The sequence below is a fragment of the Microbacterium sp. SORGH_AS_0505 genome (assembly GCF_030818715.1).
Classification (GTDB): domain Bacteria; phylum Actinomycetota; class Actinomycetes; order Actinomycetales; family Microbacteriaceae; genus Microbacterium.
In genome coordinates this window covers 2,691,830-2,706,480 of the sequence record NZ_JAUTAT010000001.1, presented here as the reverse complement: position 1 = coordinate 2,706,480, position 14,651 = coordinate 2,691,830, and the positions used below count along the sequence as shown (strand labels likewise).

Annotated in this window: 13 protein-coding genes, 1 tRNA gene and 2 pseudogenes; 6 read left to right on the top strand and 10 right to left on the bottom strand. The window is 69.0% G+C overall.

Annotated features, from left to right (window positions below; genetic code table 11):
- Nucleotides 1–10: 10 nt before the first annotated feature.
- Together QE428_RS13560 and QE428_RS13555 are read left to right on the top strand one after the other, a co-directional pair.
- A complete protein-coding gene (locus QE428_RS13560; RefSeq protein ID WP_307470238.1) occupies nucleotides 11–1,135 on the top strand; it encodes a PDZ domain-containing protein in 1,125 nt (374 codons plus the stop codon).
- A gap of 78 nt (nucleotides 1,136–1,213) precedes the next feature.
- Nucleotides 1,214–4,132: a UPF0182 family protein gene (locus QE428_RS13555; RefSeq protein ID WP_307470236.1), complete on the top strand. Its 2,919-nt coding sequence runs from the start codon at nucleotides 1,214–1,216 to the stop codon at nucleotides 4,130–4,132.
- A 26-nt stretch (nucleotides 4,133–4,158) separates the two neighbouring features.
- Here QE428_RS13555 and QE428_RS13550 read toward each other — a convergent pair whose 3' ends face one another.
- The 8 genes and pseudogenes from QE428_RS13550 to idi all read right to left on the bottom strand — a co-directional run bounded on the left by QE428_RS13550 (nucleotide 4,159) and on the right by idi (nucleotide 9,724).
- Nucleotides 4,159–5,034, bottom strand: a complete 876-nt coding sequence (locus QE428_RS13550; protein ID WP_133399763.1) for a prenyltransferase — start codon at nucleotides 5,032–5,034, stop codon at nucleotides 4,159–4,161.
- Complete coding sequence (locus QE428_RS13545) at nucleotides 5,031–5,339, bottom strand: lycopene cyclase domain-containing protein (protein WP_091354342.1); 309 nt, start codon at nucleotides 5,337–5,339, stop codon at nucleotides 5,031–5,033. Before QE428_RS13545 ends, QE428_RS13550 begins: the two co-directional genes overlap by 4 nt.
- Entirely contained in the window at nucleotides 5,336–5,677 is a 342-nt protein-coding gene (locus QE428_RS13540) for a lycopene cyclase domain-containing protein (RefSeq protein ID WP_091354339.1), read from the bottom strand. Before QE428_RS13540 ends, QE428_RS13545 begins: the two co-directional genes overlap by 4 nt.
- Nucleotides 5,678–5,682: 5 nt before the next feature.
- The gene (crtI, locus tag QE428_RS13535) at nucleotides 5,683–7,236 is read right to left on the bottom strand and encodes a phytoene desaturase family protein (protein ID WP_307470233.1); all 1,554 of its coding nucleotides are present in this window, start codon (nucleotides 7,234–7,236) and stop codon (nucleotides 5,683–5,685) included.
- Nucleotides 7,233–8,006, bottom strand: a pseudogene (locus QE428_RS13530) (phytoene/squalene synthase family protein); the annotation flags it as partial. The pseudogene QE428_RS13530 and the gene crtI, both read right to left, overlap by 4 nt.
- 107 nt (nucleotides 8,007–8,113) lie before the next feature.
- Nucleotides 8,114–8,473 carry a hypothetical protein gene (locus QE428_RS13525; protein ID WP_307470757.1) on the bottom strand — a complete coding sequence of 120 codons (360 nt, stop codon included), beginning with the start codon at nucleotides 8,471–8,473 and terminating at the stop codon, nucleotides 8,114–8,116.
- A 94-nt stretch (nucleotides 8,474–8,567) separates the two neighbouring features.
- Nucleotides 8,568–9,179, bottom strand: a pseudogene (locus QE428_RS13520) (polyprenyl synthetase family protein); the annotation flags it as partial.
- Nucleotides 9,176–9,724, bottom strand: coding sequence for an isopentenyl-diphosphate Delta-isomerase (idi, locus tag QE428_RS13515; RefSeq protein WP_091354324.1), 549 nt, complete (start codon nucleotides 9,722–9,724; stop codon nucleotides 9,176–9,178). The pseudogene QE428_RS13520 and the gene idi, both read right to left, overlap by 4 nt.
- A 71-nt stretch (nucleotides 9,725–9,795) precedes the next feature.
- Between idi and QE428_RS13510 the strand changes: the two genes are divergently transcribed.
- Nucleotides 9,796–10,269, top strand: coding sequence for a MarR family winged helix-turn-helix transcriptional regulator (locus QE428_RS13510; protein WP_307470229.1), 474 nt, complete (start codon nucleotides 9,796–9,798; stop codon nucleotides 10,267–10,269).
- Between the two features lie 57 nt (nucleotides 10,270–10,326).
- Here the strand turns inward: QE428_RS13510 and QE428_RS13505 are convergent.
- Nucleotides 10,327–10,400 (bottom strand) — tRNA-Met (locus QE428_RS13505).
- An 82-nt stretch (nucleotides 10,401–10,482) separates the two neighbouring features.
- On the opposite strand from QE428_RS13505, the gene QE428_RS13500 reads away from it, so the two are divergent.
- Both QE428_RS13500 and QE428_RS13495 read left to right on the top strand, forming a co-directional pair.
- Nucleotides 10,483–10,992: a DUF6328 family protein gene (locus tag QE428_RS13500; protein ID WP_307470227.1), complete on the top strand. Its 510-nt coding sequence runs from the start codon at nucleotides 10,483–10,485 to the stop codon at nucleotides 10,990–10,992.
- The gene (locus QE428_RS13495; protein ID WP_307470225.1) at nucleotides 10,989–11,798 is read left to right on the top strand and encodes a carbon-nitrogen hydrolase family protein; all 810 of its coding nucleotides are present in this window, start codon (nucleotides 10,989–10,991) and stop codon (nucleotides 11,796–11,798) included. Before QE428_RS13500 ends, QE428_RS13495 begins: the two co-directional genes overlap by 4 nt.
- Before the next feature lie 15 nt (nucleotides 11,799–11,813).
- Here the strand turns inward: QE428_RS13495 and QE428_RS13490 are convergent, their stop codons facing one another.
- Nucleotides 11,814–13,022, bottom strand: coding sequence for an aminotransferase class I/II-fold pyridoxal phosphate-dependent enzyme (locus QE428_RS13490; RefSeq protein ID WP_307470223.1), 1,209 nt, complete (start codon nucleotides 13,020–13,022; stop codon nucleotides 11,814–11,816).
- 126 nt (nucleotides 13,023–13,148) lie between these two features.
- Between QE428_RS13490 and QE428_RS13485 the strand changes: the two genes are divergently transcribed.
- Complete coding sequence (locus tag QE428_RS13485) at nucleotides 13,149–14,612, top strand: S1C family serine protease (protein ID WP_307470220.1); 1,464 nt, start codon at nucleotides 13,149–13,151, stop codon at nucleotides 14,610–14,612.
- Nucleotides 14,613–14,651: the final 39 nt, after the last annotated feature.

The window sequence follows — 14,651 nt, the reverse complement described above, 5'->3', positions numbered from 1 at the left end:
AAGGACCCGCGTGTCGTTCTTCACGCCTGTACCCGAGCGCGCCGAGCGTCGCTCCTCCACCCAATCGCGGCGGTTCGCGGCCGGCGTCTGGGCTCTCGTCGTCGCGCTCGTCGCCCTGCTCGTTCTGAGCTTCCTTCCGACCGGCTACGTCATCCAGCGACAGGGGCCGGTGGTCAACACGCTGGGGACGGCCGAGAACGCCGACGGCGAGGACGTCCCGCTGATCTCGGTGTCGGGTGCGCAGACGTACCCGACGGGAGGCGCGCTGGATCTGACGACGGTGCAGGTCCTGGGGAACCGCGAGCAGACCCCCTCGTGGTTCGAGCTCGCGCTCGCCTGGTTCGACCCCGCCGAAGCGGTCCTCCCGGTCGACAGCATCTTCCCCGCCGGGACGACGACGGAGCAGCGGAACGAGGAGAACGCGGCGCTCATGGTCGACTCCCAGAAGGAAGCGACCGCCGCCGCCCTCACCCAGCTCGGTTACACGGTGCGTGAGCACGTCGGGGTGGGCGCCCTCCCGAAGGACTCTCCCGCGACGGGGATCCTCCAGGTGGGCGATGAGATCGTCTCCGCCGGCGGCACGACGATCACAGACACGGCGCAGCTGCGGTCTGTCATCAATGACGGCGGAGGCGACCCCGTGGACCTCGTGATCCGTCGCGATGGCGAGGAGCGCCCGGTCACGATCACTCCGGCCCGCACCGAGTCGGAGGACGGACCGGTCTGGATCATCGGGATCACCACCGAGCGCGACTTCGACTTCCCGATCGACGTCACGATCCAGCTCGACAGGATCGGCGGCCCGAGTGCGGGTCAGATGTTCGCGCTGGGGATCATCGACACCCTGACACCCGGCGAGCTCAACGGCGGCGAGCAGGTCGCCGGGACGGGGACGATCGACGCGGCCGGCACGATCGGTCCGATCGGCGGCATCCGACAGAAGCTGTACGGTGCGCGGGATGCCGGAGCGAGCTACTTCCTCGCTCCGAAGGAGAACTGCGGTGAGGTCGTCGGACATGTCCCGAGCGGGCTCCGCGTGATCCCCGTCTCGACGCTCGACGACTCGCTGGGTGCGCTCGACGCGATCCGGACCGGCACGGGTGTCGACGAACTGCCCGTCTGCGCTGCGGGGTGAGCGCGCCACCCCTGCGATTCCGCCGAGAGCGCACGGGGGCGAGGCCGGGTCGCAACAGCCGCCGCCTAGGATGAGGGTGTGACCTCGACACCTGCCGGGCCGGCCACGTCCACCCCTCCGAATCCTGTCCGCCGCACGATCGCCATCACCGTTGGCGTGTTGGTTGTGCTGGTGATCGCGTTCTTCGCGTTCGCGAACCTGTACACGGATTGGCAGTGGTACCGGCAGCTCGGTTTCGACGGCGTCCTCGTGACGCAGTGGACCGCGCGGGTCGTCATGTTCGTCATCGGATTCGTGGCGATGGCCGTCCCCGTCTTCGCAGCCATCCAGCTGGCCTACCGCCTGCGTCCCGTGTACGCACGACTGAGCTCGCAGCTGGACCACTACCAGGAAGTCGTCGAGCCCCTGCGTCGCCTCGCGATGTGGGGGATCCCGGTGTTCTTCGGCTTCTTCGCCGGGTTCGCCGCGTCGGCGCAGTGGGAGACGGTGTGGCTTTGGGTCAACGGCGTCTCGACCGGCCAGAAGGACCCGGAGTTCGGTCTCGACACGGGCTTCTACCTGTTCCAGATGCCGTTCTACAGCATCGTGCTCGGCTTCGCGTCGGCGGTGCTCCTCATCTGCCTCCTCGTCACGGTGGTCGTCGCCTACCTCTACGGCTCGGTCCGGGTGGGTCAGCGTGAACTGCGCATCTCGAAGGCGGCTCGCATCCAGCTGGCGGTCGTCGCGGCGCTCTACCTGGCCGTGCAGGCGGTCAGCCTGTGGTTCGACCGCTACAAGACCCTCACGACGCAGGGCGACCGGTTCACGGGAGCCAGCTACGTCGACGTCAACGCCGTGATCCCGGGTCTCGCGATCGTCTCGATCGCCGCCGCCATCGTCGCGGCGCTGTTCATCGTGACGGCCATCATCGGCCGGTGGCGCTTCCCCCTCATCGGTACCGCACTCCTGATCGTCTCGTCCCTCGTGGTCGGTGTGGCCTACCCGTGGGCCGTCAGCCAGTTCCAGGTCGCACCGAACCTCGAGACGTACGAGGCGCCGTTCGTCGACCGCAACCTCGCCGCGACGAAGTTCGCCTACGGGATCAACGGACTCGAGAAGACCGACTACGAAGCGGTGACCACGGCCGAAGAGGGTCAGCTGCGGGCAGACGCCGACACGACCGCGTCGCTGCGCATCATGGACCCCGCCATCATCGGCCCCACCGTCCGTCAGCTCGAGCAGTACCGCTCGTACTACCAGTTCCAGAACCCGCTGGACGTCGATCGCTACGAGATCGAGGGCAAGACGCAGGATGCCGTGGTCTCGGTCCGTGAGCTGAACCTCGGCCAGTTGGGCAACGCGCAGTCCTGGTACAACAACACCCTCGTGTACACCCACGGCTACGGCGTCGTCGCTGCGAAGGGCAACGAGCGGACCGATGACGGCAACCCCGTCTTCATGGAGCGCGGCATCCCGACCTCGGGTGAGTTGACCAAGAGCGAGAACTACGAGCCGCGGATCTACTTCGGCGAATATTCGCCGCCGTATTCGATCGTCGGCGCCCCGAAGGGATCGGATCCCGTCGAGCTGGACTACCCGCGCGGCGAGGACGGGTCGGACCAGACGCGGACGACCTTCACCGGAAACGGCGGACCGGACATCGGCAACCCCTTCAACCGACTGCTGTACGCGCTGAAGTTCCAGTCCACCGACATCCTGTTCTCGGACGGGATCAACGACAGCTCGCAGATTCTGTACGACCGGAACCCGCGCGACCGTGTTCAGAAGGTCGCACCGTACCTCGAGCTCGACAGCGACCCGTACCCGAGCGTCGTGGACGGGCGCGTCGTGTGGATCATCGACGGATACACCCTGAGCAACAACTACCCGTACTCGTCGATCGTGAGCCTCCGGAATGCGATCTCCGACACGACGAACACGCAGCCGCGGGTGGCGCTCGATGACATCAACTACATCCGCAACTCCGTCAAGGCGACCGTCGATGCCTACGACGGTTCGGTGAAGCTGTATGCATGGGACGAGACCGACCCGCTGCTGCAGGCATGGCAGAAGGTCTACCCCTCGACGCTCCGTCCCATCAGCGAGATGTCGGGCGACCTCATGAGTCACGTGCGCTACCCGACGGACCTGTTCAAGGTGCAGCGCGCGATGCTCGGCACCTACCACGTCGACGATGCGCAGTCGTTCATCCGACGCGACAACGCCTGGCGGACCCCGCAGGACCCGGTGGACAACTCGAACCTGCAGCCCCCCTACTACCTGACGATGCAGATGCCCGGGCAGGACAATCCCTCGTTCTCGATGTTCACGTCGTTCATCCCCGCGTCGGAGGGTGACGGAGAGCGGAACGTCTTGCTCGGATACCTGGCCGTGGACTCCAATGCAGGGTCGGAGAAGGGGAAGAAGGGCGCCGACTACGGCAAGCTCCGCATGCTCGAGATCGGCGCTGACGTTTCGGTCCCGGGACCCGGTCAAGTGCAGAACGACTTCCGGTCGAATGCCACCGTGGCGCGGGAGGTCAACCTTCTGCAACAGGGTCAGTCCGATGTCCGTAACGGAAACCTGCTGACTCTCCCGGTCGGCGGCGGTCTGCTCTATGTCCAGCCGGTGTTCGTCCAGGCCTCGAGCGGGACGCAGCTCCCGCAGCTTCGGAAGATCCTGGTCTCGTTCGGTAAGGAGGTCGCCTTCGAGGACACGCTCCAAGAAGCGCTCGACCAGCTCTTCGGCGGCGACTCCGGTGCGACCGCGGGTGACGAAGGGACCACCCCGACGCCCTCGGGCTCGCCCGAGGCGACGCCGTCCCCCGAGGCGACCGACGGCACCGAGCCGCCGACCGCCGGCACCGGCGATGAGACCGCTCGGCTCCTCCAGGAGGCTCGCGACGTCATGATGGCGCGTGATGCCGCGATGCAGAAGGGTGACTGGGCGACCTACGGCCAGGAAGACGAGAAGCTCACCAACATCCTCGACCGGCTCATCCAGCTCGACGGGAACTGATCCCGCGATGACCCGGTGGGGGCTGTTCAGGACAGGAACAGCCCCCACCAGATCATCAGCAGCGTGACGACGAAGCCGGCGAACTGGTTGAGCCAGAGGAACCGGTCCCAGCCGCGGGTGGCGGACGCGGCATCCTCATCGCGAACCGAACGGTACGGCCACACCGTCGCGAGGTAGGGGAGAGCGACGATCGCCGCGAGGGGCCCAGGCCACGTGGTGCCGAGCATCGCGAGTCCCGCCGCCGCGTAGGCGACGAGCGAGAAGCGCACCGTCCAGGCGGCGCCGCGGACCGTCGCGATCGACGAGATCCCCGCTTCGCGGTCGGCGACGACGTCCTGCACCGCTCCGAATGCGTGCGAGGCCGCGCCCCACAGCGCGAACCCGACGATGATGAGGACGAGTTGCGGTGTCCACGTCGCCTCCGTCAGCACGAGCGCGTAGACCGCCGGCGAGAAGAAGTGCATGCTGCTGGTCACCGAGTCGGCGAAGGGCCGCTCCTTCAGACGGAGGGGCGGAGCGCTGTAGAAGACGACGGCGAGCAGGCTCACGAGAAGGACGAGCCAGGACAGCGGCGGACCGACGATCACCAGGAAGACCACGAACGGCGCGCACAGCAGTCCGGAGGCCCAGAGGGTCGGAGCGTGCAGGCTCTTCTCGAGGATGGCGCCGTGCGCGCCGCCCTTGCGGGGATTCCGCAGATCCGATTCGTAGTCGAAGACGTCGTTGATGCCGTACATCGCGACGTTGTACGGAACGAGGAAGAAGATCGTCCCCACCACCAGGACGAGGTCGATCTCCCGCGCACTCAGGAGGTATGCGGCCGCGAACGGGAACGCGGTGTTGATCCAGCTGACCGGTCGGGAGGACACGAAGAGCTGTCGGGCGAAGCGCACCGGTGTCACGCGGCATCCCTTCGTTCGGGAATCAGGGCCGAGATCGCGGGGAGGAGGAAGGCGACGCAGAGCGGATAGGCGAAGTCCTCGACAGGAGCGAGCCCGACGCGGATGCCGCTGATGTGCTCTTCGGGATACGTGAAGAGGTCCGCGGCGATCATGATGTTGTCGAAGATCGCGGTGAGGACGAAGAGAACGGCAGCCGTCCACGCTGAGGCGATCAGTCGTTCGCGACGGCCGGGGCGCCGGAGAGAGGCGAGCGTCACGGTGACCGTGATCACGAGGAACGGGACGACGATGAGCGGGTACGTCACGTCGTCTCCTGTCCGCGGGGCCGGCGTCGTGCGGCGCGGGCGCGCGTCACGCCGGCGTGGATCACGAGGGCGAGGTGACAGAGGAAAGCGAGGAAGACGGGTTCCTCGAGCGGCAGGTGCGGAGCGAGGTCGATCCCGATGAGGAGCGGGCTCTCGCCACGGACGAAGACGCCGGTCGCGATCCCGACGAGATCCCAGACGAGGAGGAATACGGTCCCGCAGAGGACGAGGACAGCGGTCCGTCGCGGGGCCTCTCCGAAAGCGAGTCGGTGACGCAGGTCGACGGCGAGCACGCCGAGCGCCGAGACGATCAGGGCGCCGAGGTAGAGACCCGGCATGGACCTCAGCGCTCCGAGGCGAGGGGCTCGGGGATCTGACCCGTGGAGATGTCGCCGTCGAGGAGTTTGACGACGAGTTCGGCGGAGATGAGGCACATCGGCAGACCGACGCCCGGCAGGACCGTCTGGCCGGCGTAGAGCAGCCCGTCCACCTTCGAGCGCAGACCCGGGCGGAACATGGCCGACTGCCGCAGGGTGTGGGCGAGGCCGAGCGCACCGCCCCGGAAGGAGCCGAAGTCGGCGGCGAAGTCGCCGGGCGAGATGGTGCGGCGCACGCGCACGCGGTCGGCGAGGTCGGCGACACCCGTCCAGGCGGCGATCTGGGCGATGACGGCGTCCGCGGCGGCCTCGATAGGGGCGTCGCCGGCGCCGTCGACGCCGCCGCGACCGAGCTCGGGAGCGGCCGGCATGGGGACGAGGACGAACAGGTTCTCGTGGCCGGCGGGTGCGACGTCGTCATCCGTGGCGCTCGGTCGGCACACGTACAGCGATGCGGGATCGGGGATCGCGCCGGTGGTGTCCTCGCCGAAGATCGCGTCGAAGTTCGCCTTCCAGTCCTTCGTGAACAGGAGGGTGTGGTGCTCGAGCTCGGGCAGTTCGCCTTCGACGCCGAGGAGGATCAGGAGGGCGCCGAACGAGGGGACGCGCTTGTCCCACCAGGCGTCGCTCCGCGAGCGGAGGTCGGGCTCGAGCAGCTCCGTCTCGGTGTGGTGCATGTCGGCCGTGGAGATGACGTGATCGGCTTCGACGCGGGTGCCGTCGGCGAGACGGATGCCGGTGGCCACGTCGCCGACGGTGATGATCCGATCGACTTTGCTCGAGGTCCGGATCACGGCACCGCGCTCCTCGGCCAGGCGGGCGATGGCGCGGATGATCTGCACGAAGCCGCCCCGCGGATACAGCACGCCGTCGTCGAGGTCGAGGTGGCTCATCAGGTGGTACAGGCTCGGAGCGTCGTACGGGGAGCCGCCCAGGAACACTGCCGGGTACCCGAGCACCTGCTGGAGGACCGGATCGGAGAACTGCTTCTCGACGTGGGTCGAGAGCGGGCGCAGCAGGAGCGGCAGGAGCGTCCCGAGCTTGCTGAGGACGTCGGGGTGGGCCAGTCCCTTCACGGAGACGTACGGGTCGTAGAGGAACCGCGAGACGGCGAGGTCGTAGATCTCGCCGGCGGAGTCGAGGTACGCGGCGAGCTTCGCACCGGCGCCGGGTTCGCGCGCCTCGAAGGCCGCGACGGCGGCATCCCGTCCCGACACGACGTCGAACGGCTCACGCTCGCCCTCGTGGTAGACGCGGTAGGCGGGGTCGAGCCGTACGAGGTCGAGCTGCTCCGCAGCAGTCGTGCCGAGGAGAGCGAAGAAGTGGTCGAAGACCTCGGGCATGAGGTACCAGCTGGGGCCCGTGTCGAAGCGGAAGCCGTCCTTCTCCCAGCTGCCGGCGCGACCGCCGACGTCGTCCATAGCCTCGAAAACGGTCACCTCATCCCCGCGGTCGGCGAGGAGCGCAGCGGTCGCGAGACCGGTGATCCCGCCTCCGATGATGGCGATGCGGCGGGTCATGCGGGGGACCTCCGTGAGGGTGCGGACCGTCGGGCGGGGAGCAGGGTGCGGTGCGCGACGGCGGCGCGCACCGCGATCGCGGCTTTGACGGGATTGGGCACGCGGATGCGCGTGTCGACATCCTCGGTGCGGTGCAGCCTCTCGGCGAGCGAGGCGAACAGCCCGTGCGCCGTCGCGACTGCGACACGGCAGTCCGCGGGAAGGAGCGGGATCGTCGCGGCTGCGGCATCCAGATCCGCGTCGATGCGTGCGAGGACGTCGGCGCGTCGCTCGGCGCCGACACCCACGCCGAGATAGTCCCGGCCGAGGCGACCCGCGTCGTCGGCGTGGTCGCGCAGGAAGTTGATGTCCTGGAACGCCGCTCCGAGTCGCCGGGCACCGGAGACGAGCTTCGCGTCGGGATCCCGCGGTGACGCGCTCCCCGCGTTGACGAAGACCTGCAGGCACATGAGGCCGACGACCTCCGCGGAGCCGTACACGTAGTCGTCGTGCGAGGCGTCGTCGTGCTCGGCCCGCTCGAGGTCGGTTCGCATCGACGCGAAGAACGGCTCGATGTGCACCCTCGCGATCCCGCTCTCCCTCGAGGTCCGCGCGAACGCATGCACGACGAGGTTGGCGCTGAAGCCGCGGTCGATCGCCGCGTAGGTCTCCGCCTCGAGTGCGTCGAGGACGCGTCGCTGCTCGTCCAGCGGGACGCCTGCGGCCTCGGCCGCACCGTCGACGATCTCGTCGGCGACCCGGACGAGCGCGTACACGTTCCGCACATGGCCCCGCACGCGCGGCCCGAGAAGAGTGGTGGCGAGTCCGAAGGACGTGGAGTAGGCGCGGATGACGGATGCCGCCGCTGCTGCTGCCGTCTCGTCGTACAGGGAGTCGCTCATCGAGGGATGCGGTCCTCCACGGCAGCCGCGAGGGAGGCGAGCAGAACGACGGCGTCGCGCGGGAGCGCGGCGTCGGCGGCATGGCTGCGTGCGGCGCGGAGCGTTTCGGCGATCATCTCGACAGCACGCTCCCGTGCGCCGCTGGCAGCGAGCTCCCGCTGAGCCTCGGCGATGGCGATGGGACCGGTCGGCGCCATGGCGAGGGCGGACGCGATCCGCGGCCACGCCTCGGTTTCGGCCGCCATGGCTATCAGAGGCGTCCGCTTCGACGCACGGAGATCGGCACCCGGCTCGCGCCCGGCCTCCGCCCGAGACCCGAAGGTGCCGATCAGGTCGTCGGCGAGTTGGAAGGCCACTCCGATCGCCGAGCCCCGCGGATTCGAGTGCCGCGCGCTCGTCGTCGCTGGCTCCCGCGAGGAGCGCACCGGCGGCGAGCGGGGCCTGGAAGGAGTAGAAGGCCGTCTTGTCGCGGGCGGTGCGGATCAGCGAATCGGTGGGCGGGAGGTCCGCGCCGATGGTCTGCTCGACGTCGGCGAGTTCGCCGGCGGCCGAGACCAGCAGGGCGTCGTCGAGGAGGACGAACAGCGCGGCGCGCTGCGGTGCGGTCACGGGCGCGGTGGCGATCAGGCGCGTCGCCTCGAAGAGCAGGAGATCGCCGGCGAGGACCGCCGCAGCGGCCCCGAGGAGGTTCGCGTCATCGGCATCCCCGCCGCGCGCCAGAGCGCGTTCGCGGAACCGTCCGACGACGTTCGGGATGCCGCGACGCTCGACGTCTCCGTCGATCAGGTCGTCGTGCACCACGAATGCGGCGTGCAGGAGCTCGAACGCTGCGGCGACGCGCCACAGTCCGGGGGAGTGGCCGATGTCGCCGCCGAAGGCCTGGAACGCCGCGACGACGAGCGCCGGTCGCAGCTGCTTCCCGCCCGTGGCGGAGGCGGCGGTGGCCTCGCCGAGGGCGGCCGATGCCTCGCCGAGGGCGGCGGAACGGATGCGGAGACGCTCGAGCGCGACCTGCAGGGCATCGTCGATCTCGCGTCGAGCGATTGCGGACAGGGCGATCATGAGGCCCTCCGGACGGACACCGGGTCTGCCAGATCGAACTGCTGCGCCTGGAGGACGAGCCACGGGCTGAACGCCCAGGGCGCCGCCGAGACCGAGGCGGCGAGGTCGGCAGGGTCGACCCATCGTGCTTCGGCGACTTCGTCCGGATTGAGCACCGGCTCCTCGTCCGTGTAGGCGACGTAGACGGGGCAGATCTCGTTCTCGACGATCCCGGATGCATCGACCGCGCGGTAGCGGAAGCCCGGGATGGTCGGCGTCACGTCGCGTACGGCCAACCCGACCTCGTGCGCGGCGCGCCGGTGGACGGCGTCGAGGACCGCTTCGCCCGGGCCGGGGTGACCGCAGAACGAGTTGGTCCATACTCCGGGCCACGCCGCCTTGCTGAGCGCTCGGCGCGTCACCAGGATCTGGCCTTGCGAGTTGTAGACGTGGCAGGAGAATGCGAAATGGAGTGCCGTGTCGGTACCGTGGACCGTTGCCTTGGGAGCCGTCCCGATGTCGCGGCCGTCATCATCCATCAAGACGACGTACTCGATGTCAGACACGATTCCTCCGTAAGTTGCTAGATTATCTAGCGATCATCCGTCATGCTACCTATCGACCCAGGAGGTGTCCAATGGTTGCAGAACCGTGGATCCCGACCACCGAGCGTGGCGCTGTCGTGATGAGTGCACTCGAGGCCGTCCGCGCGTTCTCGGACTCCCTGGATCGAATGTACGCGGGTCTGCGCGGTGACATGGACATGAACGCGACCGATCTCGCGGCGCTGCGGATGCTCATCATCCGGGAGCAGCACGGCGAGGTCGTGAAGCCGAACGACCTGGCGTCGCACCTCGCCATCTCGACGGCGTCGACCACGAAGCTGCTGGACCGGCTTACCGCGGACGGCTACCTGACTCGCATCCCGCATCCGCATGATCGTCGCGCTCGGATCGTGGTGCTGACGGACGAGGCGCGCACGACGTTCCGCCGTCACTTCGGCGACAGGCTGCGTCGGATGCGGACTGCCGCAGACGCCTACACGGACGCGGAGCTCCGCACGATCGTGCGCTTCCTGGCGGACATGGAGACGGCGATGCTGCCGGACTGACCCGCCCTGACACGCGAAGAAGGCGTCCCCTCCGGAGAGGGAACGCCTTCTTTTTTGTTGCGGGGACAGGATTTGAACCTGCGACCTCTGGGTTATGAGCCCAGCGAGCTACCGAACTGCTCCACCCCGCGGCACAAGAGAAAACACTAGCACGCGATTCGGGAGGACGCGAATCGGGGCGCAGACTGCGCCACGAATGGGCAGGATGAGGACATGCCTGCGCGAGACCCCGATGTCACTTCGGACGCCCAACCCGACGGTCGGGACGAGACGCAAGACGAGCGGGCGGACCGAAACTGGAGCGAGGTGCTGCAGGAGCTGCGCGTGCTCCAGACCGGGACCCAGATCCTCACAGGGTTCCTCCTCGCCCTCGCCTTCCAGCCCTCGTTCGGCGACCTGAACGCGACCCAGCGGGGGATGTACCTGGTGTTGGTGGTGCTGTCCGCGTTCAGCGCCGTCGTCGCGCTCGCTCCCGTATCGGTCCACCGGCTCCTCTTCGCGCGCCGTGCGAAGCCCGCGATCGTTCGCTTCGGTCACCTCTGCATGCTGGGCTCGCTCGGGCTGGTGTCCCTGCTCCTGATCGGCGTCGTGGTGTTCGTGTTCGACGTCGTCGTCGGTGGTGCGGCATCCTGGGTGGCGGGTGCCGGTCTCGCCGCCGTCATCGTGGGACTGTGGGTCGTCGCACCCGTGATCGCCCGTCGTCGTTCGGAGAGGACCTCATGACCGTCACGCCCCTCGGCGTCGCCGTGGCCCAGTTCGCTCCGACCGCCGATGAGTCGGCCAACCTCGACACCATCGCCGACCTGGTGGAGCGTGCACGCCGCCGCGGCGCCGACGTCGTGCTCTTCCCGGAGTACTCGAGCTACTTCGTCGACCCCTTCGACGCCTCTCTCGCAGAGCACGCACAGGGCCTCGACGGACCCTTCGTCCGCGCGCTCACCGCGCTGGCGGCGGCGCACGACGTGCACATCGTCGCGGGGCTGGTCGAACGGGCTGCGTCCCCGGGCCGAGTCCGGAACACCGTCGTCGCCGTGGATGCCGGTGGCATCGTCGCGCGGTACCGCAAGCTCCACCTGTACGACGCCTTCGGGCAGCGCGAATCGGACTGGGTCGAGCCGGGCGACATCGACGTCGCGGAGACGTTCGACACCGGCGGCATCCGGTTCGCTCTCATGACCTGCTACGACCTCCGCTTCCCGGAGGTCGCCCGCGTGCTCGCGGACACCGGCGCGCACGTCGTCCTCGTCGCGGCGGAATGGGTGCGGGGCCCCCTGAAAGAGGATCACTGGCGCACGCTGCTGCAGGCCCGCGCCATAGAGAACACCCTGTACGTCGCCGGCGCGGACCACCCGCCGCCGCTCGGCGTGGGGCACTCGGTCGTCATCGACCCGCAGGGCGTGCCGGTCGTGCACATCGGGACGGCCACCGATGTCGCCGTCGCCTTCGTCGACGTGCGTGCCGTCGAGCGGGTGCGCCGCGTCAATCCCGCCCTCGCCCTGCGCCGGTACACGGTCGCTCCGCGCGTGTGACGCGCGCGTCGCGCGTCAACGGGCGGATGCCGCCAACCGCCGCGCAGCCTCTGCGATGACGTCCGTCCGCTTGCAGGACGCGAAGCGGACGAGCGTTGCGTACTCCGCCCCGTGGCCGGGTGTCACGAACGCCGTCACGGGAATCGCCGCCACGCCGACGCGCTCGGAGAGCGCGCGGCAGAAGTCGGCGGCATCCTCCCCCTCGGCGAGCATCGAGCGGACGTCGGCGACCGTGAAGTACGAGCCCGCGGGGGTGCTCACCTCGAATCCCGCGGCGACGAGTCCGGCGCCCAGCAGGTCACGCCGTTCCCGCTGGGTCGCCGCCAGGTCCTCGAAGTATCGGTCGGGCAAGCCGAGGCCGACGGCGATCGCGGGCTGGAACGGTGCCCCGTTCACGTAGGTGAGGTACTGCTTGACGGCGAGGACGGCGTCCACGAGATCAGCGGGCCCGCTGATCCAGCCGACCTTCCATCCCGTCGTGCGGAACGTCTTCCCTCCGGACGAGATCGTGAGCGTCCGCTCGGCTGCGCCGGGCAGTGTCGCGATCGGTGTGTGGCTGCCCGACATCACCAGGTGCTCGTAGACCTCGTCGGTCACGATGAGCGCGTCGTGCAGATGCGCGAGCCGGACGATCTCCTCGCGGACCTCGGCGGAGAACATCGTTCCGGTCGGGTTGTGGGGATCGTTGACGAGGATGATCCGGGTCCGGTCGGTGACGGCCGTCCGGAGGTCGTCCACATCCGGCTCCAGGCCGGGCCACCGCAACGGGACCGGGACGAGGCGCGCCCCGGCGAGCGCGACCGCAGCCGCGTAGGAGTCGTAGAACGGTTCGAAGACGACGACCTCGTCATCGGAGCCGTCGAGGAGCGCGAGGATCGCGGCGGTCAGGGCCTCCGTCGCGCCGGCGGTGACGAGGACTTCGCGGTCGGGATCGAGGTCGACGCCGTAGAACCGGTGCTGGTGGTCCGCGATCGCCTCTCGGAGCACCGGCATACCGCGCCCCGGCGGGTACTGATTGACGCCGCTGCGGATCGCGCCCAGAGCTGCGTCGAGCACCTCGGTGGGCCCGTCCTCGTCGGGGAAGCCCTGGCCGAGATTGACGGCGTCGTGCCGGACGGCCGCCGCCGTGATCTCGGCGAAGATCGTGGGGGTCAGGTCGCCGTCGGGGGACAGGAGGCCCGCTCCGCGGGCTGCGCGTTGCCAGGCGCCGGATATGTGCAGCACGGGCCCAGCGTATCGCCGGGCGACCCGGATGCCCGGCGCACTCCCATAGGCTGATCGGAGGGGTGGCATAGCTGGTCCACAGACTCCGGGAGCACTCTGAAGTCGCCTCGAAAAAGGAGCAGTCCCATGAGCGATTCGAACACCCCCGACCCGAACACGTCCGGAGCGAATGTGCCCCCGCGTCCGCCGCTGCCTGAATCCGGTGCGCCCGGTCACCAGGGTGCCCCGGACGCCCAGGCCACGCCTGCGCATCACTCCGGCCAGGGGTGGTACGGGCACGCGCCCCACCCGCAGGGCGCCCAGGATGCCGGCCAGCACGCCCCGGGCGCGGCGTTCTCGACGCAGCCCCAGCCCGGTGAGCCGGCGGCGGAGCGGTCTCACGACGCGAAGGTCGGCTCGGGCAAGATCGTGGCGGTGCTCGTCGCCGCTGCCATCGTGGGCGCCGTGTCGGGCCTCGGCGGTGCAGCGATCGGGAACGACGTCTTCCAGCCACAGGCGGCCGCGGTCGCGCCCAAGGGGTCGACCCAGATCACGGTCAACGATCCGGACCAGGTCAACCAGACCACGGGCATCGCTACCAAGACGCTTCCCAGCGTCGTGACCATCAGCGCCACGTCGTCGAGCGGCGGCGGTACGGGATCCGGAGTCATCCTCAGCGAGGACGGCTACGTCGTCACCAACACGCATGTGGTGACCCTGGACGGAGCGAGCTCCGACGCGTCCCTCCGGGTCACGACCTCCGACGGCCGCGTCTTCAACGCGAAGATCGTGGGCACCGACCCGATCTACGACCTCGCCGTCATCAAGCTGACGGACGCGACAGACCTCACTCCCATCACCTTCGCCGACTCCGCCAAGCTCAATGTCGGGGACACGACCGTCGCTGTGGGCGCCCCGCTCGGCCTGTCCAACACGGTCACGACCGGCATCGTCAGCGCACTGAACCGCTCCATCCAGATCGCCTCCTCCGCCGTCCCCGACTCGGGCGAGCAGGAGCAGGGACAGGGCCAGAACGGCGAGTCGCCGTTCCAGTTCGATTTCGGCCAGGGCGAGCAGCGCGGTTCGGGTTCGTCGGGAACGATCTCGATCGCGGTCATCCAGACGGATGCCGCCATCAACCCGGGGAACTCGGGTGGCGCACTCGTCGACGATGAAGGCAATCTCATCGGCATCAACGTCGCGATCGCGACCGCGGGCGGCGGTTCGTCCTCCTCCAGCGAGGCGGGCTCCATCGGAGTCGGCTTCTCGATCCCGTCGAACGTGGTCAAGCGTGTTGCAGACGAGATCATCAAGGACGGCAAGGCCACCCACGGCCTGCTCGGCGCGATGGTCGGCAATGCCGCGGACGCGGAGAACAGCACCGTCGCCGGTGCGCTCATCAGCCAGGTGACCCCGGGCGGCGCAGCAGCGCAGGCGGGCCTGAAGGCGGGCGACGTCGTCACGGAATTCGACGGAGTCCCGGTCCGCGACGCCACCGACCTCACGGCCCAGGTCCGCGCTCTGGCGGCAGGCAGCTCGGCGAACCTCGTCTACGTCCGTGACGGCAGATCGCAGAGCGCTGACGTCACGCTCGGCACGCTGACCGACTGATCGCTCCAGCGCCCCCCCGAGGCGCGACCCCATCCCGCG

What these genes read in the sequence shown, in the direction of transcription:
- QE428_RS13540 (WP_091354339.1), bottom strand. Translation starts at nt 5,677, where the DNA reads ATGCCGGGTCTCTACCTCGGCGCCCTGATCGTCTCGGCGCTCGGCGTG.
- crtI (WP_307470233.1), bottom strand. Translation starts at nt 7,236, where the DNA reads ATGACCCGCCGCATCGCCATCATCGGAGGCGGGATCACCGGTCTCGCG.
- QE428_RS13510 (WP_307470229.1), top strand. Translation starts at nt 9,796, where the DNA reads ATGGTTGCAGAACCGTGGATCCCGACCACCGAGCGTGGCGCTGTCGTG.
- QE428_RS13500 (WP_307470227.1), top strand. Translation starts at nt 10,483, where the DNA reads ATGCCTGCGCGAGACCCCGATGTCACTTCGGACGCCCAACCCGACGGT.
- QE428_RS13495 (WP_307470225.1), top strand. Translation starts at nt 10,989, where the DNA reads ATGACCGTCACGCCCCTCGGCGTCGCCGTGGCCCAGTTCGCTCCGACC.
- QE428_RS13485 (WP_307470220.1), top strand. Translation starts at nt 13,149, where the DNA reads ATGAGCGATTCGAACACCCCCGACCCGAACACGTCCGGAGCGAATGTG.